The 21,715-nt window shown below is 68.1% G+C and carries 23 protein-coding genes; 15 read left to right on the forward strand and 8 right to left on the reverse strand.

Translation table 11 applies throughout. The features are described from left to right. Position 1 precedes the first annotated feature (1 nt). Genes K6T84_RS03635 through K6T84_RS03650 form a run of 4 tightly spaced genes read left to right on the forward strand, consistent with a single transcriptional unit; the run spans position 2 to position 3,027 of the window. The gene (locus tag K6T84_RS03635) at positions 2-1,588 is read left to right on the forward strand and encodes an MCE family protein (protein ID WP_225400699.1); all 1,587 of its coding nucleotides are present in this window, start codon (positions 2-4) and stop codon (positions 1,586-1,588) included. Positions 1,589-1,601: 13 nt separating this feature from the next. Further along, a complete protein-coding gene (locus K6T84_RS03640; protein ID WP_224862637.1) occupies positions 1,602-2,108 on the forward strand; it encodes an Rv2253/PknI dimerization domain-containing protein in 507 nt (168 codons plus the stop codon). A 14-nt stretch (positions 2,109-2,122) separates the two neighbouring features. Further along, complete coding sequence (locus K6T84_RS03645; protein ID WP_225400698.1) at positions 2,123-2,533, forward strand: hypothetical protein; 411 nt, start codon at positions 2,123-2,125, stop codon at positions 2,531-2,533. A 38-nt stretch (positions 2,534-2,571) separates the two neighbouring features. Beyond that, a complete protein-coding gene (locus tag K6T84_RS03650; protein WP_224862633.1) occupies positions 2,572-3,027 on the forward strand; it encodes a hypothetical protein in 456 nt (151 codons plus the stop codon). 57 nt (positions 3,028-3,084) lie between these two features. Here K6T84_RS03650 and K6T84_RS03655 read toward each other — a convergent pair whose 3' ends face one another. The 5 genes from K6T84_RS03655 to K6T84_RS03675 are packed head-to-tail and all read right to left on the reverse strand — an operon-like array spanning position 3,085 to position 7,250. Further along, complete coding sequence (locus K6T84_RS03655) at positions 3,085-3,696, reverse strand: twin-arginine translocation pathway signal (protein WP_224862631.1); 612 nt, start codon at positions 3,694-3,696, stop codon at positions 3,085-3,087. After that, positions 3,693-4,418: an Rv1363c family protein gene (locus K6T84_RS03660; protein WP_224862629.1), complete on the reverse strand. Its 726-nt coding sequence runs from the start codon at positions 4,416-4,418 to the stop codon at positions 3,693-3,695. Before K6T84_RS03660 ends, K6T84_RS03655 begins: the two co-directional genes overlap by 4 nt. A gap of 9 nt (positions 4,419-4,427) precedes the next feature. Continuing rightward, positions 4,428-4,856: an Rv2576c family protein gene (locus tag K6T84_RS03665; protein WP_408066047.1), complete on the reverse strand. Its 429-nt coding sequence runs from the start codon at positions 4,854-4,856 to the stop codon at positions 4,428-4,430. A 33-nt stretch (positions 4,857-4,889) separates the two neighbouring features. After that, positions 4,890-6,512, reverse strand: a complete 1,623-nt coding sequence (locus tag K6T84_RS03670) for an FAD-dependent oxidoreductase (RefSeq protein WP_224862627.1) — start codon at positions 6,510-6,512, stop codon at positions 4,890-4,892. Positions 6,513-6,548: 36 nt separating this feature from the next. Beyond that, complete coding sequence (locus K6T84_RS03675) at positions 6,549-7,250, reverse strand: IclR family transcriptional regulator (RefSeq protein WP_224862625.1); 702 nt, start codon at positions 7,248-7,250, stop codon at positions 6,549-6,551. Positions 7,251-7,392: 142 nt separating this feature from the next. Between K6T84_RS03675 and K6T84_RS03680 the strand changes: the two genes are divergently transcribed. The 9 genes from K6T84_RS03680 to K6T84_RS03720 are packed head-to-tail and all read left to right on the forward strand — an operon-like array spanning position 7,393 to position 17,291. Beyond that, a complete protein-coding gene (locus K6T84_RS03680) occupies positions 7,393-8,256 on the forward strand; it encodes an alpha/beta fold hydrolase (protein WP_224862623.1) in 864 nt (287 codons plus the stop codon). A 1-nt stretch (position 8,257) separates the two neighbouring features. Next, on the forward strand, positions 8,258-9,955 hold the full coding sequence (locus tag K6T84_RS03685) for a bifunctional 3-(3-hydroxy-phenyl)propionate/3-hydroxycinnamic acid hydroxylase (protein WP_225400697.1): 1,698 nt from the start codon (positions 8,258-8,260) through the stop codon (positions 9,953-9,955). Further along, entirely contained in the window at positions 9,891-10,838 is a 948-nt protein-coding gene (locus K6T84_RS03690; protein ID WP_225400696.1) for a 3-carboxyethylcatechol 2,3-dioxygenase, read from the forward strand. Before K6T84_RS03685 ends, K6T84_RS03690 begins: the two co-directional genes overlap by 65 nt. Further along, positions 10,835-12,583 (forward strand): FAD-binding protein, encoded by a 1,749-nt coding sequence (locus K6T84_RS03695; RefSeq protein WP_225400695.1) that lies wholly within the window; start codon positions 10,835-10,837, stop codon positions 12,581-12,583. The genes K6T84_RS03690 and K6T84_RS03695 overlap by 4 nt, the downstream gene beginning before the upstream one ends. Then, a complete protein-coding gene (locus tag K6T84_RS03700) occupies positions 12,580-13,890 on the forward strand; it encodes an LLM class flavin-dependent oxidoreductase (RefSeq protein ID WP_225400694.1) in 1,311 nt (436 codons plus the stop codon). Before K6T84_RS03695 ends, K6T84_RS03700 begins: the two co-directional genes overlap by 4 nt. Continuing rightward, positions 13,887-14,705, forward strand: a complete 819-nt coding sequence (locus K6T84_RS03705) for a coniferyl-alcohol dehydrogenase (protein ID WP_225400693.1) — start codon at positions 13,887-13,889, stop codon at positions 14,703-14,705. The genes K6T84_RS03700 and K6T84_RS03705 overlap by 4 nt, the downstream gene beginning before the upstream one ends. After that, on the forward strand, positions 14,705-15,694 hold the full coding sequence (locus tag K6T84_RS03710) for a cyclase family protein (protein WP_225400692.1): 990 nt from the start codon (positions 14,705-14,707) through the stop codon (positions 15,692-15,694). Before K6T84_RS03705 ends, K6T84_RS03710 begins: the two co-directional genes overlap by 1 nt. A gap of 12 nt (positions 15,695-15,706) precedes the next feature. Further along, positions 15,707-16,465, forward strand: coding sequence for an alpha/beta fold hydrolase (locus tag K6T84_RS03715; RefSeq protein WP_225397207.1), 759 nt, complete (start codon positions 15,707-15,709; stop codon positions 16,463-16,465). 10 nt (positions 16,466-16,475) lie between these two features. Further along, the gene (locus K6T84_RS03720) at positions 16,476-17,291 is read left to right on the forward strand and encodes an alpha/beta fold hydrolase (RefSeq protein ID WP_225397206.1); all 816 of its coding nucleotides are present in this window, start codon (positions 16,476-16,478) and stop codon (positions 17,289-17,291) included. On the opposite strand, the gene K6T84_RS03725 is transcribed toward K6T84_RS03720, so the two are convergent. The 3 genes from K6T84_RS03725 to K6T84_RS03735 are packed head-to-tail and all read right to left on the reverse strand — an operon-like array spanning position 17,283 to position 19,852. Beyond that, entirely contained in the window at positions 17,283-17,714 is a 432-nt protein-coding gene (locus K6T84_RS03725; RefSeq protein WP_225397205.1) for a nuclear transport factor 2 family protein, read from the reverse strand. The two genes, K6T84_RS03720 and K6T84_RS03725, sit on opposite strands and share 9 nt — an antisense overlap. Next, on the reverse strand, positions 17,711-19,195 hold the full coding sequence (locus K6T84_RS03730; protein ID WP_225397204.1) for an aldehyde dehydrogenase family protein: 1,485 nt from the start codon (positions 19,193-19,195) through the stop codon (positions 17,711-17,713). Before K6T84_RS03730 ends, K6T84_RS03725 begins: the two co-directional genes overlap by 4 nt. A 36-nt stretch (positions 19,196-19,231) precedes the next feature. Next, a complete protein-coding gene (locus K6T84_RS03735) occupies positions 19,232-19,852 on the reverse strand; it encodes a TetR/AcrR family transcriptional regulator (protein WP_225397203.1) in 621 nt (206 codons plus the stop codon). A 52-nt stretch (positions 19,853-19,904) separates the two neighbouring features. Between K6T84_RS03735 and K6T84_RS03740 the strand changes: the two genes are divergently transcribed. Then, a complete protein-coding gene (locus tag K6T84_RS03740; RefSeq protein WP_225397202.1) occupies positions 19,905-20,825 on the forward strand; it encodes a TIGR03619 family F420-dependent LLM class oxidoreductase in 921 nt (306 codons plus the stop codon). A 100-nt stretch (positions 20,826-20,925) separates the two neighbouring features. Next, the gene (locus tag K6T84_RS03745) at positions 20,926-21,693 is read left to right on the forward strand and encodes an SDR family NAD(P)-dependent oxidoreductase (protein ID WP_225397201.1); all 768 of its coding nucleotides are present in this window, start codon (positions 20,926-20,928) and stop codon (positions 21,691-21,693) included. Positions 21,694-21,715: the final 22 nt, after the last annotated feature.

Raw genomic sequence — 21,715 nt, forward strand, 5'->3', positions numbered from 1 at the left:
CATGCTCACACGCTTTGTCCGGATGCAGCTGATCCTGTTCACGATCGCCTCGGTGATCGGCGTGGGAGCGATGCTGTTCGGCTACATGCAGGTGCCGACCATGCTCGGGATCGGCCGGGTGACGGTGAAGTTGGACCTGCCCGAGACGGGCGGGCTGTATCGGTTCGCCAACGTCACCTACAACGGCGTGCAGATCGGAACGGTCACCGATGTCGCCCTGACACCGACCGGGGTGCGGGCCACGCTGTCGCTGCAGCGTTCGCCTCGCGTCCCGGCGGATCTGCAGGCCGCGGTGCGCAGTGTGTCGGCGGTCGGGGAGCAGTATGTCGATCTGCTGCCGCGCAGTGACGGCGCGCCGTACCTTCAGAACGGTTCGGTGATCTCGGCGGCGAACACCGAAGTGCCGCAACAGGTCGGGCCGATGCTCGACCAGGTCAGCACGCTGGTCGACAGCATCCCCAAGGACAAGGTCAGTCAGCTGCTCGGCGAGACCTATCAGGCGTTCAACGGTGCGGGCTATGACTTCCAGTCCCTGCTGGACTCGGCGGCGACCATCAGCCACGACGCCAACGGCGTCTCGGGGCGGATGCGCCGACTGATCGACGACGGCGCGCGACTGCTCGATTCCCAGGAGAAGAGCACCGGTGCGATCCGGACCTTCGCGCGCAGCATGGCCGGGATCACCGGTCAGGTGGCCGTCAACGACCCCCAGTTGCGGGCGATCCTGCAGCGCGGGCCCGGCTTCGCCGACGAGGTGTCGGGACTGATGCAGGATCTCAAGCCGACGCTGCCGATCCTGCTGGCGAACCTGAACACCGTCGGGCAGGTGCTGCTGGCCTACAACCCGTCGATCGAGCAGTTGCTGGTGCTGTTGCCCGGGTACGTTGCGGCACAGCAGTCTTTCGGGCTGCCGAAGAACAATGCGACCGGCCTGCCGCAGGGCGACTTCACGCTGACCTTCGGTGACCCCAACCCGTGCACGGTCGGATTCCTGCCCCCGTCGTCATGGCGGTCGCCGGCCGATACCACCACCATCGACACCCCGGACGGGCTGTACTGCAAACTGCCGCAGGATTCGCCGACCTCGGTGCGGGGCGCCCGCAACTTCCCGTGCATCGAGCATCCGGGCAAGCGCGCGCCGACCGTCGAACTCTGCGACGACCCTAGGGGATTCGTCCCGATCGCGATGCGCCAGCACCTCACCGGTCCGGGGCCGTTCGACCCCAACCTGCTCAAGCAAGGCTATCCGGTCGACGACCGGGTGGATTTCCAGGAACGGATCTTCGCTCCCACCGAAGGAACCCCGATGCCGCCGGGCGCCGTGCGCTCCGGCACCCCACCGGATGCGCCCCGGCCGGTGGTGCCCGCGCCGCCGCCCGAGGCGCCGGGCCCGCCGCCGGCTGCCGCGTCACCGTCGGCACCGGGTGTCGCACCGTCGGGCTATGACGGCGGCGGGCCGTCGGTTGCGGTGCTGCCCTATGACCCGAACACCGGCAAGTACATGACCCCCGACGGCCGGTATGAGCAGCAGACCAACCTGGTGACCGGTTCGACTGCCAAGTCCTGGACCGAATTGATGCCGAGCTGAGGGAGGATCTGTCATGCGCATTCGTGAATCATCTTTTGCCGCAGCGGCAGTCGGGCTGGCACTGGGGCTCACGGCCGCACCACCGGCGCAGGCGGGCCTGGGTTTCGAACTCAACGGTCCCTACCGGGTGGTCTCGAACGGCGACTGGGCCAAGACCAACGAGGTCTACATGGACGAGCACACCGTGGTGTCGGTGTGGACTTTCAGCTCCAGTTGCGCCAACGCCCACCAGTGCACCGGTCAGGTGAGCAGTGACCAGGGCTGGACCGCACCGGTGGAGTTCCGCACCTCGCGCTGGATCGTCGACCGATTCCATGAGAACTGGCAGACCTGCCCGGACGGCACCACTTCGTCGGGCCGCCAGCGCTACCAGTTCCAGGGCAGTGACGCCAACGGCCAGTGGGACAAGCTCAACGTCGATCGGTTGGTCGGTTACGACAGGACGATCGGGGTCTCGGGTGCCTGTGGGCGCAACCAGCCCACGGTGATCCAGATGCCGCTGAGTCTGCAGCGGTTGTAGGGATGGGGGAGCGGATGCACAACACGTGGATGCTCGCGACGGCGGTGGGAGTCGCAGTAGCTGCCGGCACCCTGGCGCCGGCAGGTTCGGCGACCGCTGAACCTTTTGTGCCGCAATGCGATGTCCCGGCGTGCACTCCCGGGATCATGCCCAATGTCGTCATGGGTTCGCCGTGCGACAACACCACCTACTACGTCTTCGGGTCCGCTGTCGCCGGGGCGTCGAACCTGCCGGGCCGGCTGGTGTTCTGCGCATCGCCGCGCCGCTACGACCCGCGCTGGTTCCGGTCTCCGGAGATGCACGGCGTCAAGGAGGAGGGCACCAAGTGCGACACCTTCGACGGTGAGGTTGCCCAGGCGCCCGACGGGTTGTTCTTGACCTGCGTTCCTGACGGTGAAACGCTTTGGCGTCGGGGGGATCTGTAGTGGCGCAGTTGGTTTGGCAGATCGAGGGAGCCTGAACAATGTTGCGAACCGCTTTCGGTGCCGGGCTCGCGGCGCTGTCCGTCGCCACGGTGTTGGCGCCGCAGGCAGCGGCGGACATGCCCTATGGCAATTACGACGTCGAGAGCAACCGGTGGACCGACGCCTCGTGGGTGTGGGCGGCCTACCCGTGCGAGACGCCCGGAAAGTTCGACGAGCTGCCGCCCGGTTGCGTGACGATCAGCGCCATAGACAGGCCGCACTTCTTCGGCCGCCAGTATTACGGCGGTACCGCTCGGCTGGTCGACGGCAAGTACTCGTTCGCCACCGACGTCGCTGACGGCCTGCGTTGCCCGGGTGCGATGCTGCCGAGTCATGACGTCTACACCTGGGATGCCAACACACTGGTCGGTGTCGTTGAATCACACTACGAGACAGGATGTTTCAACGGACCGCCAGGAGTGAACACCTGGACGTTCGCGCTGGTGCGGATGTAACGCTGTGCCGATGGCAGCGACCCGCAGCGCCCGGCTCCGCCGCGCTTGCGATCGCTGCTAGACCGGGTCGAACGACGAGATCAGCCACCGGCCGTCGTGCTTCTCCAGGCCGACCTTGACGCTGCTCATCGAGAAGGCGCCGTCCGGATTGGCCTGGCTGACCGTGGTCTGGTTGATGAAGACCAGCACCTCGGCGCGGTTGGGCCCCAGGCTCACGATACCCTTGCGGACCACTGCGGCCACCGTCTGCACGCCCTTCTGCTTGGCCGCCGGGGTGACGACCTTCTCGGTGAAATCGGTGTAGTACGAGAGGAAGTCGCCGGTGAGATGTTGTTGCGCCGCGGCGAAGTCCTTCTCCAGGGTTGGCGGCGAATAGGTCAGCACGGCAACCGCACCGTCGGCGGCCGCCGCCATGGCCGCCTGCTCGGCCTCGACGCCGACCTGTCGGTCGGCCCGGTATATCCCGAAGTAGAGCCAACAGGTCAGGGCAGCGGCGACGGTCAACAGCGCCCCCAGTGCTGCCGCGATCCGGCCACCGTGGGAAACGGGCTCCGCGGCTGTGGGTTCGGTGGCCGCGGTCTCCTCCGGGGCGGCCGTCTCGGCCGGCTCGGCCGGCTCGGCCGGCTCGACGGCCTCGGTGGTCTCGGTGGTCTCTTCGGACTGGCTCATGTGGCGAAGTCCACCTTCGAAACCTTGGCCTGATCGCCGTCGCGGGTCATGTGGATGGTGAGGCGCCAGCTGCGCAGCTCTTCCTTGGCCCCGGCGGCGTTGGTGACCTTGGTGGTGGCGGCGACCAGCACCACCGCCTCATTGGCCGACATCGACTCGATACCGGAGACGGTGGCGGCGGCCTCGGTGATGGCCTTCCCCTCCCGTGCGGCCTTGATGAAGTCGCCGGCGTGGGCCTCGAAGTCCTTGCGGAATTCGCCGGTGGAGTTGTCCAGGATGCGTTTGACGTCGTCTTCGACGGTCTCGTAGTTCAGTGACATCACCGTCACCACACCCTGTCGGGCGGCCGCGGAGTATTCGGCCGCCTGGCGTTCGCGCTGGATGACGGCCCGATGGCCGACGAGCATCAGCACATCGCTGACCAGGAGGCCTCCGACGGCCAGGGCCACCAGGGCCGCCGCCACCACGGGCAGGTGCCGGCCGACCCAGCCGATGTGGAGTCGGCTGCGCCACCCGGCGGGCTCGGCGACTGCGGTCGTGGTTTCGGGAGCGGGTTCGGCGGGTTCGGCGGCGGTGGCCGCCTCAGTCTCCGCGCGGTCCTGCCGCAACTTGAGCAGCTTCGCGCGAGCGCTGGCTGCCTCGGCCGCGGTCGCAGCGGCGTGCGCCTCGGCCTCGGCGAGCGTCACCGCCTCATCCGGTTCACCCGGATCACGCGAACCCATCAAGCCTCCCTACCAGGTCCGAGTCGAGCAGAGTGCACCCTTGGTGCCCGAGTCGGTGGCGACGACGACGTCATCGACGCGCAACTCGCAGACGAACCCGGGGCTGGCAAGCTCCTTGTGGTTGCCCGGCAGCGACACCACCACCATTGCCCAGTCCTGCGGATCGGCGAGTGTGGTGTCGAAGATCCAGGGTTGGTTGGGCCCGACGATGACATCCGCACGTGGACTGTACTGGTACGGGTTGTGGCTGTACTCGCCGAAGTTGGGTGGCTGAACCTCGCGATAGTAGACCGACGCCTGTGCGGTCTGGGTGGCGCTGACGGTGTAGTGCACACGGTGCGCTGCCGGGTCGTCGGCGCCTGCGGGTGCCGACGTCAGCAGGCCGGCGCAGGTCAGGCCAACCAGAGCAGCGGGCACAGCCGGTACCAGGGCTTTCACGGGCCGCTCCACCACCCTCCAAGATCCAGATTCTTAGTCAGCGAGAATAACATTTCCGGCTGCGGCCTGCCCGGCCCGGAAGCCGAACACCATCGCGGGACCGATGGTGCCGCCCGCTCCACCGTAAGCGCGTCCGGTCACTCCCGCCATCGCATTGCCGGCGGCGAACAGGCCGCGGATCGGATGTCCGGTCACATGCAGGACCCGCCCGTCGTCGTCGGTGCGCGGCCCGCCCTTGGTCCCCATCGACCCCACCGACAGCGGCACCGCATAGTAAGGCGCGGTGTCCAACGGGCCCAGGGTGCGGCCGGCCGGGGTGGTGGCCTGGTCGTCGCCCCAGTAGCCGTCGTAGGCGCTGGAGCCGCGGCCGAACTCGGGATCGCAGTCCGCCGCGACGTTGCGGTTCCACGCGGCGACCGTCGATGTCAGTCCGCATCCGTCGATACCGGTCGCCGCGGCCAGGCCGGGCAGATCGGGCGCCTGGGCGAACCAGTCCGGTACCTCGCCCCCGGGCGGGGTGCCGAGGAACCCGAAGCGGCGCAGGTGCTCGGCGTCGAACACGATCCAGGCCGGGTCGTTGACGTAGCCGCCGCGCGGTTCCAGATAGTGGAAGGCGCCGGCCATCGAGTTGTAGTCGCAGGCCTCGTTGACGAACCGCCGGCCGGCCCGATTGACGATGATGCTGCGCGGTCGGGTGCGCTCCAACCGGACGCTGCGACTGCGCTGGTGGCCGTCCATGGTGTCACCGGGAATCCGGACGATCGGAACCCACCACGCCTCACCCATGTTGGCCAGGTCGGCGCCGTGCGCCATCGCCATCCGCAGCGCATCGCCGGTGTTGTTCGGCGGTGATACCGCGCCGCGCATCGGCCCGCGCAGGAATGCCTCCACCAACGTGGGGTCCCATTCGAAGCCGCCGTTGGCCAGGATGACCCCGCGCCGCGCGCGCACCCGCACCGAGCCGGTCTCGCACTCGACGCGCACCCCAGCCACTCCCGGGTGTTCTCCGGACGCCCCGGCGATGAGTTCGACTCCGCGGCAGTTGGTCTGCGGGATGATCCCGGCGTCGAGCACACCGCGCAGCAGCCCGGCGATCAACGCGGTGCCGGCCACACAGACGTCGTGCGAGTCCGTCCCGACGTCGGCGTGCAGCCGGGCCCGGGTCTCGGCGTCGAATCCGACGTTGCTGTAGTCGGCCGGGAACGCGGTGATCCGGTCGGCCCAGGGCCCGAGCCGGGACAGGTCATAGGGCAGCGGGCTCAGCGAGCGCCCACCGGACGGACGCCCGCCCGGCAGTTCCGGCTTGTAGTCCGGGAAGCCGTTGGCGACCTCGAATCGGACGTCGCTGTGCTTCTCGACGAAGTCGACCATCTCTGGCCCGGTGCGAACGAACGTCGTCACCAGTTTGTCGTCCATCGCACCGAAGGACTGGGCTCGCAGGTAGTCCAGGGCGGCGTCGGCGGTCAGCCCGGGGGCCCGATCATGCGCCGGGATCCAGGCGATGCCGCCGGAGACCGCAGTGGTGCCACCGACGGTGCCGGACTTCTCGTAGAGTGCGACCGACGCGCCGCCGATCGCAGCGGTCAGTGCCGCGGTGAGTCCGGCGCCGCCGGTACCCAGCACGACCACGTCGACGGTGTTGTCCCATTCGTGCATGGCGAGCTTCCCTTCCGGCCTCGTTGCGGCACCGAACTAGCTGAGGATCTCCGACAGTCGGGCTGCTGCGGCCAGCGCCGCGTCGCGCCCGCGCAGCACCACGTCCTCGCGGTGCGAGATCAGGTTGATGCAGGTGGCCGGCGCGGGTGGCCGGCGCCGCACCGGCACCGCCAGTCCGTAGACGCCGGGCTCGATCTCGCCATGGGTGACCACCCAACCGCGCTCCCGGGTCTGCCCGACGATCTCGCGTTCCCCGGCGTGTGCGGGCATGCCGGCCGACAGTGCGATCCCGGCGGCCCCACGATCGAGCGGGTGGCGGCTGCCCTCGTGGAACGCCAGCTGATAACCGACCTGGGTGGGCACGATGACGGCGACGGCCACCTGCTGGTCACCCTCGGCCACCAGCAGCGACACCGTGGAGCCGAGTTCGTCGGCCAGCGTGCGCAGGATCGGCAGGCTCAGCTGGCGGACGTTGTTGTCGAACGAGGCGCCTAGGACGGCCAGCGCGGCCGCCGAGCGGTAGCGGCTGTCCTCGCCGCGTGCCACCAGCCGGAAGCTGGTCAGCGTGTTCAGCAGGCGGTAGGCGATGGTGCGGTGCACGCCGACCTGGTCGGCGATCTGCGCGATGGTCAGTCCTTCGGGGGTGGCGGCCACCGCCTGCAGCGCCGCCAGCCCCCTGGCCAGGGTCTGCGAACCCGGTGTGGCATCGGCCGCGGCGTCGGGCTTCAGCGTGGTCATCGGCACTGTCTCCTTGACATCCATCCCGTTGAGAGTGATGCTCTTGAATATAACGTACACATGTGTGCGATAAAAGCACGGATTACTTTCCTAAATCGGAAATGACGTTTCCGTCCATTTCCTCGACCAGGACGAGGTGGCGATGCCGGCCTTCGAGAGCATCTGGAGCGACCTGCAGGGCGTCGCATTCGAGCAGGGCTATCTCGATGCCGCCGGCGTGCGGACCCGCTACCTGCGGGCCGGCGACCCGGCACTGCCGGCACTGGTGCTGCTGCACGGCTCCGGCGGCCACGCCGAGGCCTACGTGCGCAACCTCGCCGCACACGCCGAGCACTTCTGCACCTGGTCGATCGACATGCTCGGCCACGGCTACACCGACAAGCCCGGACACCCGCTGGAGATCTCGCACTACGTCACCCACTTGATGGCGGTGCTGGACACCATCGGCGCCGCCAAGGCGAATATCAGCGGTGAGTCACTGGGCGGTTGGGTGGCGGCGCGGGCCGCCATCGACCACCCGGACCGCGTCGAGCGCCTGGTACTCAACACCGCCGGCGGCTCCCAGGCCGACCCGGAGGTGATGCAGCGGATCATCACGTTGTCGATGGCCGCGGTCGAGAACCCGACCTGGGAGACGGTCCAGGCGCGGATCAAGTGGCTGATGGCGGACAAGTCCAAGGACTACGACGACATCGTGGCGAGCCGGCAGCGGATCTACCGGCTGCCGGGATTCATCGACGCGATGCGCGACATCATGGCGCTGCAGGACCCGCAGATCCGGGCCCGAAACCTGTTGGGGCCGGCTGAATACGGCAGGATCACTGCGCCGACCCTGGTGGTCTGGACCAGTGACGACCCGACGGCCGACGTGCAGGAGGGCAAACGGATCGCGTCGATGATCCCGGGCTCCCGGTTCGAGCTGATGCCCGGCTGCGGCCACTGGCCGCAGTACGAGGACGCGGCGACGTTCAACCGGCTGCACGTGGACTTCCTGCTGGGGCAATAGCGTGACTGCCAGGACAAGCGCACTCAACGACGTCGACGTGTTGGTGGTCGGCGCCGGCCCGGTCGGGCTGACACTCGCCAACATCCTTGGCCTGCAAGGGATCAGTGTGCTGGTGGTCGAGGAACGCGACACCCTCATCGACTATCCACGCGGGGTCGGGCTCGACGACGAGTCATTGCGCACCTTTCAGGCGATCGGCCTGGTGGATGCCGTGCTGCCGCACACCGTGCCGAATCAGATCCTGCGGTTCTACGACGGCAAGCGCAGACTGCTGGCCGAGATGGCCCCCGCCGACGCGTGTTTCGGCTGGCCCAAGCGCAACGGCTTCGTGCAGCCCCTGGTCGACGCCGAACTGCTGCGCGGCCTGGAGCGCTTCGCCCACGTCCAGGTGCACTGGGGACAGGCGATGACGGGCTGCGCCGAGACCCATGAGGGGCTCAGGGTGCAACTGGGGGAGGGCACCGAGGTGCGGGCCCGGTATCTGGTCGGCTGCGACGGCGGGCGCAGCATGACGCGCCGGCTGATGGGGGTGTCCTTCGACGGCACCACCTCGGAAACCCGTTGGCTGGTCATCGATCTGGCCAATGACCCCTTGGGCCATCCCAACAGTGAGGTCGGCGCCGACCCGGCGCGGCCCTATGCCTCGATCTCGATCGCGCACGGCATCCGGCGCTTCGAGTTCATGATTCACGCGAACGAGACCGACGAACAGGCGCAGGACCCGGACTTCGTCGCGGCCATGCTGGCCTCGTTCGTCCCGCACCCCCGCGACGTCGACATCATCCGGCACCGGGTCTACACCCACCACTCGCGGATCGCCGGCGCGTTCCGCCAAGGCCGGATGATGCTGGCCGGTGACGCCGCACACCTGATGCCGGTGTGGCAGGGGCAGGGCTACAACAGCGGTATCCGGGATGCGGCGAACCTGGGCTGGAAGCTGGCCGCAGTGGTACGCGGGCAGGCCGGTGCCCAACTGTTGGACAGCTACGACACCGAACGCCGCAAGCACGCCCGCGCCATGATCGACCTGTCCACGATGGTCGGCCGGGTCATCTCCCCGACCGACCGGCGGGTGGCCGCACTGCGCGACGGCCTGATCCGGGCGGCCTCGGCGGTGCCGACGCTGAAACGATATGTGCTGGAGATGCGGTTCAAACCGATGCCACGTTACGAATCCGGCGCCGTCGTCCACGATCACCCGACCCGCGCCGACGACCCGGCCGGCACCTTGTTCATCCAGCCCCGCGTCGACACCCGCACCGCTCAAGGCGTGCTGCTCGATGACGTGGTCGGCACGGGATTCGCGGTGGTGTGCTGGAACAACGATCCACGCACCCTGCTCGGCGAGGCGGCCTTCGCCCGGTGGAAAGCGTTGGGAGCCGGCTTCATCGCGGCCCGGCCGCAGACCCAACTGCACTGGAGGGCACCCGGTCAGACCGACGACCCCGACATCACGATCGTCGGCGACCGCGCCGGGGAACTGAAGGCCTGGTTCGACCGGCACGCCGAATCGGTGCTGTTCCTGCGGCCCGACCGGTGCATCGCCGCGGCGTGCATCGCCCAACGGGCCGGCGAGACCAGCGCCCGGCTCTTTGACGTGCTGGCCCTGACCGCCCAAGGAGGTGATCACGCCGATGCCACTGGCCCTGTGCTGCATGTCCCACAGTCCACTGCTGAATCTGCCGGGACCGCCCCATGATCTGATGGCTGACGTCGAGGCCGCGATCGCCGACGCCCGCAAGTTCGTCGCCGCCTTCGATCCTGATCTGGTGGTGGTGTTCGCCCCGGACCACTACAACGGGTTCTTCTATCGGCTGATGCCGCCGTTCTGCATCGGCACCGCCGCACGCGGTGTCGGTGACTACGGCACCCACGACGGAGCGCTGAATGTGCCCGCGCAGCTGGCAACCGCGTGCGCGTCGGCAGTGCTCGATCACGGTGTCGATGTCGCGGTTTCGGCGTGCATGGACGTCGACCACGGCACCGTGCAGCCGTTGGAGCGACTGTTCTTCGACGCCACCGCCCGGCCGGTGATCCCGATCTTCGTCAACGCCGTCGGCGCCCCGCTGGGCCCGCTGCGCCGCGCCCGGGAACTCGGCGCGGCGGTCGGCGCCTTCCTGGCCGGCCTGGACCAGCGGGTCCTGGTGGTGGGATCCGGTGGCCTGTCGCATGATCCGCCGCTGCCCACCCTGGCGACCGCCACCGAGCAGGTGCGCGAGCGGATCGTGCACGGCGCCCCGATGAGCCCCGAACAGCGCGCCGCCCGCCAGGACGCGGTGATCACCGCCGCGCGTGACTTCGCCGCGGGTCGCAGCACGATCGCCGCGCTGAACCCCGACTTCGACCAGCGGTTCCTGGACATCGTCGACAACGGGTCGCTGGCCGACTTCGACGACTGGACCAATGCGTACATCACCGACGCCGGCGGCAACTCCGCGCATGAGATCCGCACCTGGGTAGCCGCTTTCGCCGCGCTGGCCGCAGCCGGCGAATACCGGACCGACAACCGCTACTACCGCGCCGCACCGGAGCTGATCGCCGGCTTCGCCACCCGCACCGCACTGCCGGTGGAGCAGCGATGACGGCGCCCGGCGAACACGTGGTCGACGTGCTGGTGATCGGCTCCGGCGGCGGCGGTATGACTGCCGCGCTCACCGCGCACGCCCGCGGGCTGGACACCCTGCTGATCGAGAAGGCGGCGCACTTCGGCGGATCCACCGCGCTGTCCGGGGGCGGCATCTGGGTGCCCGGCGCGCCGGCGCAACTCCGCGAGGGCTACCGCCCCGACCCCGAGGAGGTGGTCGGCTACCTGCGCACAATCACCGACGGCCTGGTCAGTGAGGCCAGGCTGCGTCAGTACGTGGATTCTGCGCCGCGCATGATGGAGTTCCTGGAGCAGACCAGCGACTGGTTCGAGTTCGTCTGGAAACCCGGCTACGCCGACTACTATCCGGAGCTGCCGGGCGGATCGGCGCTGGGCAGCACGATCAACGTGCCGGCGATGGATCTGCGCGACCTGGGCGAAGAAGAGCAGCACCTGCTGGCGCCGCTGGCCCTGGCGCCCAAGGGAATCTGGCTGGGGCCGAAAGACTTGCGGCTGTTCTACCAGGTCCGGCAGAACTGGCGGGGCAAGGCCGTACTGGTCAAGCTGCTGTGGCGGATGATGCGCGCCAGGGTCTTCGGCGAGCGGATGGCCGCGATCGGCCAGTCGCTGGCGGCCCGGATGCGGCTGGCCATGAAGCAGCAGGGCATCCCGCTGTGGCTCGACACCCCGATGACCGAGCTGATCACCGACGACTCGGGCGCGGTCATTGGCGCGACGGTGCTCCGCAACGGTGTGGCACAACGCATCTCGGCGCGCAGCGGGGTCATCCTGGCCACCGGCGGGTTCGACCACGACCTGGCCTGGCGCCGCGAACATCTGCCGGTGCTGGAGCACGACTGGAGTTTCGGCAATCCGCTGGCCGACGGCGACGGCATCCGGGCCGGGATGCGGGCCGGTGCGGACACCGACCTGCTGGACGAGGCCTGGTGGTTCCCCGCGCTGTGCTGGCCCGACGGCCGGTTGCAATTCATGCTCAACGAACGCATGATGCCGTCGCAGTTCATCGTCAACGGGGCCGGACAGCGGTTCGTCAACGAGGCGGCGCCCTACATGGACTTCGCGCACGCGATGATCGACGGCCAGCGATCCGGCGTCGAGCACATCCCGTGCTGGCTCATCACCGACCAGCGGTCGTTCAACCGTTACGTGGTGGCCGGACACCTGCCGATCCCGAAGATCCCGGGCGCCCCGGTGCCCACCGGCCGCCGGGTTCCGCAGGCCTGGCTGGACTCCGGGGTGGTCAGGACCGGATCGTCGTTCGACGAATTGGCCGGCGAGATCGGCGTTCCCGCGGACGCGTTGCGCCGCACCGCACAACGCTTCGACGAGTTGGCTCGCGCCGGCCACGATGACGACTTCAACCGCGGCGACAGCGTCTACGACAACTACTACGGCGATCCCACCCTGCCCAATCCGAACCTGTATCCGCTGGGCAAGCCGCCGTACTACGCGTTCCGGATCATCCTCGGCGACCTGGGCACCTCCGGTGGCCTGCGTACCGACGAGTTCGCTCGCGCACTGCGCGCCGACGGCACCGTGATCGACGGCCTGTACGCCGTCGGCAACGCCTCGGCCGCGGTGATGGGACGCAGTTACGCCGGCGCCGGCGCCACCATCGGCCCGGCGATGACCTTCGGCTACGTCGCTGCCGGGCACATCGCCGACCGCCACAACGTCAAACCCTCTCAGTCCTCAACCAATCTCCCAGGAGGTAACCCGTGAAGATCTCACTGTTCTACGAATTCGCGCTGCCCCGGCCATGGACCGACGACGACGAGCACAAGCTGTTCCAGGACGGCCTCGACGAGGTGGAGGCCGCCGACAAGGCCGGGTTCTCCACGGTGTGGCTGACCGAGCATCACTTCCTGGAGGAGTACTGCCACGCCACCGCACCCGAGATCTTCCTGGCCGCTGCGAGCCAGCGCACCAAGGACATTCGGCTCGGCTTCGGCATCATGCACCTTCCGCCGGTGGTCAACCATCCGGCCCGGGTGGCCGAGCGGATCGCCACCTTGGACCTGCTGTCGAACGGGCGGGTCGAGTTCGGCACTGGGGAGGGCTCCTCGATCGCCGAGCTCGGCGGATTCGGCATCGACCCCGCCGACAAGCGCAGCCAGTGGGAGGAGGCGCTGGAGGTGTCGATCCGCTGCATGACCGAGACGCCCTTCACCGGATTCGAAGGCCGACACGTACAGATGCCCGCCCGCAACGTTGTCCCCAAGCCGTTGCAGCGTCCGCACCCGCCGGTCTGGGTGGCCTGCACTCGGCCCGCGTCCATCCAGATGGCTGCCGAGAAGTGCATTGGGGCACTGAGTTTCGCCTACACCGGTCCGGGCCCGCTGGCCGAACGTGTCAACGGCTATTACAAGCAACTCGAAGAGATCGGTGTCCCGGCCACGCCCCAGATGAACCCGAACATCCTGGCGATCGGCGGCGACCTGTCGATGATGGTGGCCCCCACCGAGAAACAGGCGCTTGACCGGCTCGGGGTGGGCGGCGGCTTCTTCTCCTTCGGGATCATGCACTACTACATGACCGGCCAACACACCCCCGGCCGCACCGGGGTGTGGGAGCGCTACCTGCAAGAGGTCGACAAGGACCCGACGCTGGCCTACGGTCCCGGCCGCGGTGCGATCGGAACCCCGGCTATGGTGCGAGAATTCCTGCGTGGCTACGAGGAGAGCGGCGTCGACGAGCTCATCCTGCTGCTCAACCCGCGCAGCCACGAGGCGACCATGGAGGCCATCGAACTGATGGGCACCCAGGTGTTGCCGGAATTCATCGAACGCGACGAGAAGGCCGTCGCCGAGAAGAACAAGCGGCTGGCGCCGGTGCTGGAGAAGCTGGAGGCCCGCCGGCCCAAGTCGACGGCGCCCGCCTTCGACGAGGACTACTCCTTCGGCGGGCTGCCCACCGGGCGGGACAAGTTCACCGCCACCGAGATCCCCGAAGCCATGGCCGAGATCAACGAGGGTCGGGTGCAGGCCGCGCAGCGCGCCAAGGAAGAGCGGGAACGCGGCGGGCAATGACAGCGCCCGCCGGGTTGTGGCGCTACGACGGTCGGCGGACCGTGGTCACCGGTTGCGCGTCGGGCATCGGCGCTGCGCTGGTGTCCCAACTGCGTGAGCTCGGGGCGCACGTCACCGGCCTGGATCGGGCCGAACCCGGCTGCGACGCCGACGAATTCCTCCCGCTGGATCTGGCCGACTCGGATTCGATCGACGCGGCGGTCGCCGCGATCCCGGCGCCGGTTGACGCGCTGTTCAACGTTGCCGGGGTGTCGTCGGGAATCGGAGATCCCGAACGGGTGGTGGCGATCAACTTCCTGGGCACCCGCCGGCTCACCGAGGCACTGCTGCCGGCGATGCCGGCCGGATCGGCGATCACAGGCGTCTCGTCGCTGGCCGCCGCGGCCTACTTGGACAACGCGCAGGTCACCGACGGGCTTTTGCGCACCGAGGACATGGCGAGCGGATTACAGTGGTGCCGAGCGCATCCCGAGGCGCTGTCCGACGGTGGCTACCGACTGTCCAAGGAGGCGATCATCCTCTACGGCATGATCAACGCCGGCCGGCTGGCGGCGCGCGGAATCCGGATCAACGCCACCGCACCGGGCGTCACCGAGACCCCGATCCTGGATCAGTTGCGCAGCAGCTACGGCCAGAGCTTTCTCGACGACATCCCCAAGCCGCTGGGACGGGTGGCCAGCCCGGCCGAACAGGCCGCCCCGCTGGTGTTCCTGGGCAGCGCGGCGGCGGGCTACATCACCGGCCAGGTGCTCTGGGTCGACGGCGGCAACATCGCCGGCCGGACCGCAGCCATGTTGCCGGGCGGGACGCACTGATGGCGGGCCTGACCGAGTTCCGCCGGGTCGGTGAGGAAGTACGCAACTGGGGCCGCTGGGGCGCCGACGACGAACTGGGCACCTTGAACCTCATCACGCCCGAGAAGGTCGCCGCGGCCGCCGGTCTGGTGCGTCGTGGCAAGGTCTTCCCACTCGGGGTGGACTTCGGCTCGTCGGGACCGCAGGGGGCATTCCAGTTCCGGCACAACCCGATTCACACCATGACCGTCGACGGCGGTGACGCCGACACCCTGGCCCGGTACGGCCCGCAGTGGGCCCGTAACGTCGTCGCGCAGCAACTCAGCGACTACTTCGTGGACAACCCGTTCCGGTTCAACGACGACATGATCGTCATGCCGCTGCAGGCCGCCACCCAATGGGATGCCCTGTCGCACGTCTACTACGACGATCAGCTCTACAACGGGTTCCCGGCCAGCTCGGTCACCAGCTTCGGCGCCTTCCACTGCGGCATCGACAAGGTCGACGGCAAGGGCATCACCTCTCGCGGCGTGCTGCTCGACGTGGTGGCTCACCGCGGCGCCGGCACCTTCCTGGAGCTGGGCACCCCGATCACCCGCGACGAGCTCGACGAGGTGGCCCGCGCGCAGCAGGTCGCGATCGAACCCGGTGACATCGTGCTGGTCCGAACCGGTTGGTGGGGAAGGTTTCGCCAGACCGGTGACGGCTCCGAGCCCGGCGCAGGACTGGACTGGCGGTGCGCGAGCTGGCTGCACGAGCATCAGGTGGCCGCGGTGGCCGCCGACAACCTGATGGTCGAGGACCCGGTGTCTGGTGTCGAGGGCACCTTCCTGCCGATGCACATGCTGTGCCTTCGGGACATGGGAATGATGCTCGGGGAGTACTGGGATCTCGAAGCGCTGGCGGCGGACTGCGCCAACGATGGTGTGTACGAATTCCAGCTGGTGGCACCACCGTTGCGGGTGACCGGCGGGGTCGGATCACCGGTGAACCCGATTGCCATCAAATAGGACGGGGCAGCAATGAGATTCGTGTTCGTGCACGGCGGATTCCACGCCTCCTGGTGCTGGAGCCGCACCATCGCGGAGCTGGAGAAGCTCGGCCACGGCGGCATCGCCATCGACCTGCCCGGCCACGGTTCCCGCCTGGACGAGGAGTCCACCCTGGTCAACCGACGCGAGGCCGTCGCCTCGGTGCTGCAGGCCGGCGACGTCCTGGTGGGGCATTCCGGCGGTGGTTTCGATGCCACCCTGGGCGCGGACAGCGCGCCGGAGTTGGTGGGCCACATCGTCTATCTGGCCGCGGCCCTGCCGCGGGAGGGCTACAGCTACACCGACGCGATGACGATGGGCAGCGAGGGCGCGGAGTTCTTCGACACCGCCGCCGCCGACATGCTGTCGCATCTGCACTTCGCCGACGACGGGACGATGACGTTCGCCAGCATGGAGGGTGCGCGGCAGTACTTCTACCACGACTGCGACGACGAGACGCTGCGGTGGGCCTTCGAGCGACTCGGACCGGAACGCTTCGGGGACACCACCGTCGCGCCGGTCTCGGTGCCGAACTTTTGGGCGGCCGATATTCCGCGCAGCTTCATTCGCTGCGAACAGGACCGCGCCTACCCGCGCTGGCTCGCCGACGTGGTGTGCAGCCGGCTCGGCGTCGAACCGCTGAGGATCGACGCCTCCCACTCGCCGTTTCTGAGCCGGCCCGCCGAACTGGCCGAACTGCTGGTGCACGCCACCACGACTCGCCCGACCGGTCCGTTGAACCCGAACTGAGGAGCCCACAGTGCAGCGCAAAACCGTCACGGTCGACGGGCTGAGCACGTCCTACCTGGAAGCCGGCGATCCGGGCGCCCCCGCGGTGGTGCTGTTGCACGGCGGGGAGTTCGGGGCGGGTGCAGAAGTCGGCTGGGAGCGCACCATTGCGGCACTGGCGCAGCATCATCGCGTGCTGGCGCCGGACCTGCTCGGCTTCGGGGAGTCGGCGAAGGTCATCGACTTCAACGACGGGCGGGGCATGCGCATTCGCCACGTCGCAGCGTTCTGCGCCGCGCTCGGCGTGCAATCCGCTGATTTCGTGGGCAATTCGATGGGGGCCATCATGCTGCTGGTCGACACCACCTCGGAGGCGCCGCTGCTGCCGGTGCGGCGGATGGTGGCGATCTGCGGCGGCGGTGAGATCCAGGCGAACGAGCACATGGCCGCGCTCTACGACTACGACGCCACCGTCCCGGCGATGCGCCGGATCGTCACCGCGCTGTTCAGTGACCCGGCCTATCCCGCAGACGAGGACTACGTGCAGCGGCGCTACGACTCGAGCACCGCACCGGGAGCCTGGGAGGCGGTGGCGGCGGCTCGCTTCCGCCGCCCCGGCGCCGACGCCCCGCCGCCGGCCTCGAGCAGCCGTGCCTACGAACGCATCTCGGTGCCGACGCTGGTGATCGAAGGTGCCGCCGACAAGCTGCTGCCGCCGGGCTGGTCGAAGCAGATCGCCGACCAGATCTCCGGGGCTCGGGCCGTCGTCGTCGACGACGCCGGGCACTGCCCGCAGATCGAGCAGGCCGAGCAGGTCAACAGCTTACTGCTGGAGTTTCTAGCCTGAGCCCGGCGGATTGGTGAACCAGACGTTCTCCTCGCGCAGATTGCGGCTGCGCCAGCCGTCGCCCGTGCGGACCAGTTCGTGGTGGTAGTAGCCGCCGCAGTAGCTCATCTCGGTCATGCCAGGCAGCTGCATCGGGTTGTAGAACATCGCCCGCACCGTCGCGGAATCATCGGTGTAGGAGAGGATCTCGATGTTCGTGATGTAGTGCATGGACATCGGGATGGCGACAAAACCCGTGGCGAGCCAGTCGGCGACCTCGTCGCGGCTGCCGCGGATCGCGCCAGCCGAGGTGTAGTCGATCACCGCGTCGTCGGTGAACACCGAGCGGTACAGCGCCCAGTCCTTGCCGTCGACGGCGCGGGCATAGCGATACAGCAGGGCGGAGATCTCCAGTTGGTCCTCGGCCGGCGCCGACCTGCTCACCCGGGCATTCCGATCGTCTTGATGTGCAGATATTCGGTGAAACCCTGCGCCCCGTTGCGGTATCCGAGGCCGCTCTGCCCGGTGCCCCCGAACGGGCTGTCGATGCCGAAATGGCTCTTGCCGTTGATGCTGACATTGCCGGTGCGCATCCGGGTCGCCACCGCCACGGCCCGATCCACGTCGGCGCTGCTGACCTCACCGGACAGACCGTAGATGGAGTTGTTGGCGATCGCGACCGCTTCGTCGTCGGTGTCGTAGGGAGTCACGGTCAGTACCGGGCCGAAGATCTCCTCCTGCGCGATCTGACTGTCGGGGTCGACGTCGGCGAGCAGAGTCGGTTGCACGTAGTAGCCGGTGGGCAGATGTTCGGGGACCCCGCCGCCGGTGACCAGGCGGGCACCCGAATCCAGGCCGGAGGCGATGAGCCCCAGCACCTTGCGCCGCTGCGTCGCGCTGATCTGCGGGCCCTGCATGTTGCCCGGGGTCCAGGGATCGCCCATCGGGAAGTTCTCCATCGATGCCTTCAGTATTGCCAGGCCTTCGTCGTAGCGGCCGCGCGGCAACAGGATCCGCGACGGAAGAACACAACTCTGCCCCGACATCACACACGCCATCATCGCGGCCAAAGGCAACGCCGCATTGAAGTCGGCGTCATCGAGCACGATGTGCGCCGACTTGCCGCCGAGCTCCAGCAGGGTCTTCTTCACGGTGGCGGCGCCGGCGGCCAGGATGGCCCGGCCGGTGGCCGTGGAGCCGGTGAACGTGATCATGTCGACGCGCGGGTCGGCCGACAGTGCCGCACCGACCTCGTTGGCGTTCGAGGTCACGACGTTGAACACTCCGGCCGGGATGTCGGTCTGCTCGGCGACGATCCGGCCCAGCTCGCTGCCCGACCACGGCGTGAGCTGCGCCGGTTTGAGTACGACGGTGTTGCCGGCCAGCAGGGCCGGAACGGTCTCGGCGATGTTGAGGTACAGCGGCACATTCCACGGGGTGATCGCACCGACCACCCCGATCGGCTCGTAGTGCAGCTTGCGGCGCGCCGGGCCCAGCGGGGTGTCGTGCAGCCCGGTATCGACCAGGTACTCGAAGGCGCGGGCGTGCTCGGCCCAGTGCTTCACCTCGGCGATCGGACTCTCGATCTGGCTGCCGGTGACGGTGGTCGGGCAACCCACCTCGGTGATCAGGATCCGGCGCAGCCGCTCCTTGTCCGCCTCCAGTGCGGCGTGCAGCTGCATCAGGCAGTGCACCCGGAAATCCAGATCGCGGGCCCAGTCGCCGGTGTCGAACGCACGCCGGGCCGCGCCGACCGCGCGCTCCATGTCGTCGACCGTGCCGTCGGCAGCGCTGCCGACGACCTGCTCGCTGGCGGGATGCTCGACGTCGAACGTCGCTTTGCCATCGGCCTCGATCAGCTCACCATCGACGAGCATGCGGGGCGTGCCGGCCAGGACACCCGAATCATCTTGCACCGCAGTCATAACAGGTCCTTTCTTCTGCGGGGTAACGCTACTCTACTAACGTAGAGCGGTGGAAGAGCCGATTCCGGCAACGATGCCCGAGATGAACGCGTCCAGTTCCGCCGCGCTCCGGATCCGGCGATCACCGCCGGCAAAGGCGTGCATCAGGCCGCTGATGAACGTCATCACTACGTAGGCCTGCCGGTCCGCCACCGCCGGGTCCGGCTTCTTCTTCGCCGACTGCAGTCGCAGCACCGCGTCCCTGATCAGCGCGTGGAACCGCTCGCTGTAGCCACGAAGCGCCTGGTCGAGCAGCGGGTCCCGAACGGCCTGGCGGGCGAGTTCGAGGCGGGCTTTGGTGCGCACCAGCCTGGTTCCGGTCGCCGTGCGCATCACCAGGGTCGCCAGGCCGGACGGTTCGTCCGCGGTGACCGGCGGCGACTGTGACCGGATCGCGGCGGTCAGGTCCTTGAGGTCCAGTTCGGAGACCCGGACCGCAACGGCCTGCAGCAGCGCCGATCGGGTGCGGAAGTAGAACGATGTGGTCCCATCCGGGACGCCGGCCTTGCGATCCACCTTGAGGTGGCTGAGCCCTTTCACGCCGTCATCGGCGAGCAGTCGGATGGCGGCGTCGCAGAGTTCGCGCCGGCGCTGATCTGGATTGGGCTTTCGTCGCATGATCTTGCCGATCCTACCCACAATGACTCTATTGTTGTAGAGTCGGATCGCTATGAAGCTGGTATTCAATCTTCCCCATATGTTGCGACTGAAGGCGATGATGCAGCCGTGGGAGGCACAAGTCACCGGAGCCGACCAGACCCGGATGGCCGAGTGTGCCGACGCCTGGGGCTACGACATGATCGCGGTTCCCGAGCATTTCGTGATCCCCACCGAGCATGTCGAACTGTCGGGGCCGCACTACTTTCAGTCGACCGTCGCCCAGGCCTACCTCGCCGGCGCGACCGAGCGGATCATGCTCAATTCGTGTATCACCGTGCTACCACTGCACCAGCCGATCGTGCTGGCCAAGGCGCTGGCCACCGCCGACTGGCTCAGTGGCGGCCGGATGATGGTCACCTTCGGAGTCGGGTGGCTGCAGCGTGAGTTCGAAGTTCTGGGCGTGCCTTTCACCGAGCGCGGCCGGATCGCCGACGAGTATCTGGCGGCCATCATCGAACTGTGGACCAGCGAGTCGCCGCGGTTCCAGGGGCGCTATATCTCCTTCGATGAGGTGGCGTTCGAGCCGAAGCCGGTGCAGCGGCCCCATCTTCCGATCTGGATCGGCGGCGACGCGGATGCCGCGCTGCGACGTGCGGCAAGGTTCGCTTCGGGATGGTGGAGTTTTCTCACCCCGCCGGAGCGGATCGCCGAGCGGGTGGACTTCATCAAATCCCAGCCGGAATACGACGGGCGCGCCTTCGACGTCGTGCACGGTATGGCGACCACCAGGGTCGGGGAGGGGCACGTCGCCCGCGACGACCCGAATGCCCGTTCCGGGATGAGCGGCCAGGAGATCGTCGACCGACTGAACTGGCTCGCCGAACAGGGCGTGACGGTCAGTGCCGTGCCACTGCCCGCCGTGCGGAACGTGGACGAGTACCTCGACTACGCCCAGTGGGTGATAGAGGAGATCAAACCGAAGGTCCTATAGCCGCTGCGAGTCGTAGCTGGGGGATAGGTCGGTGCCACCGCACTGGGCTCGGACTCGTTATTGACAAGTCGCAAAGGTGATTTCACGAAAGGAATGCAACATGCAGATCAACGGGACCTCCGCGATCGTCGTCGGCGGTGCCGGCGGCCTGGGCGAGGCAACCGTCCGCCGACTGCACGGCGCAGGGGCCAAGGTCGTCATCGCCGATATGGCTGACGACAAGGGCAAAGCGCTGGCGTCAGAACTCGGAGGAGTCCGCTACGTGAAAACGGACGCCACCAGTGAACAGAGTGTCCTGGCCGCCATCGCCGAGGCGGAATCGCTGGGGCCGCTGCGTATCTCGGTCGACACCCACGGTGGATCGGCCAGCGGAGGGCGTCTGATCGGCAAGGACGGCAGCCCGCTGGACCTCGACGGATACGTCACGACGCTGAAGTTCTACCTCACCGCGGTGTTCAACATCATGCGCCTGACGGCGGCTGCCATCGCTCGGACCGAGCCGCTCGAGGAAGGTGGGCGAGGAGTAATCATCAACACGGCATCCATCGCAGGGATCGAAGGCATGATCGGTCAGGTCCCCTACGCGGCCGCCAAGGGGGGAGTGATCGGTATGACGCTGCCGGCCGCCCGCGACCTTTCGCCGTTCGGCATCCGGGTCGTCACCATTGCGCCGGGCACCATCAATACCCCGGCGTACGGCCAATCCGCTGACCAGTTGGAGGCATTCTGGGGTCCGCAGGTGCCGTTCCCCAAGCGGATGGGCCGCTCTACCGAGTACGCCCAGTTGGCACTGTCGATCATCGAGAACGACTACCTCAACGGGGAGGTCATCCGACTCGACGGTGCGCTGCGCTTCCCGCCCAAGTAGGGAATCCGGAGCGCGGGCCCCA

This window comes from Mycobacterium zoologicum, from assembly GCF_020181635.2.
GTDB lineage: Bacteria > Actinomycetota > Actinomycetes > Mycobacteriales > Mycobacteriaceae > Mycobacterium > Mycobacterium zoologicum.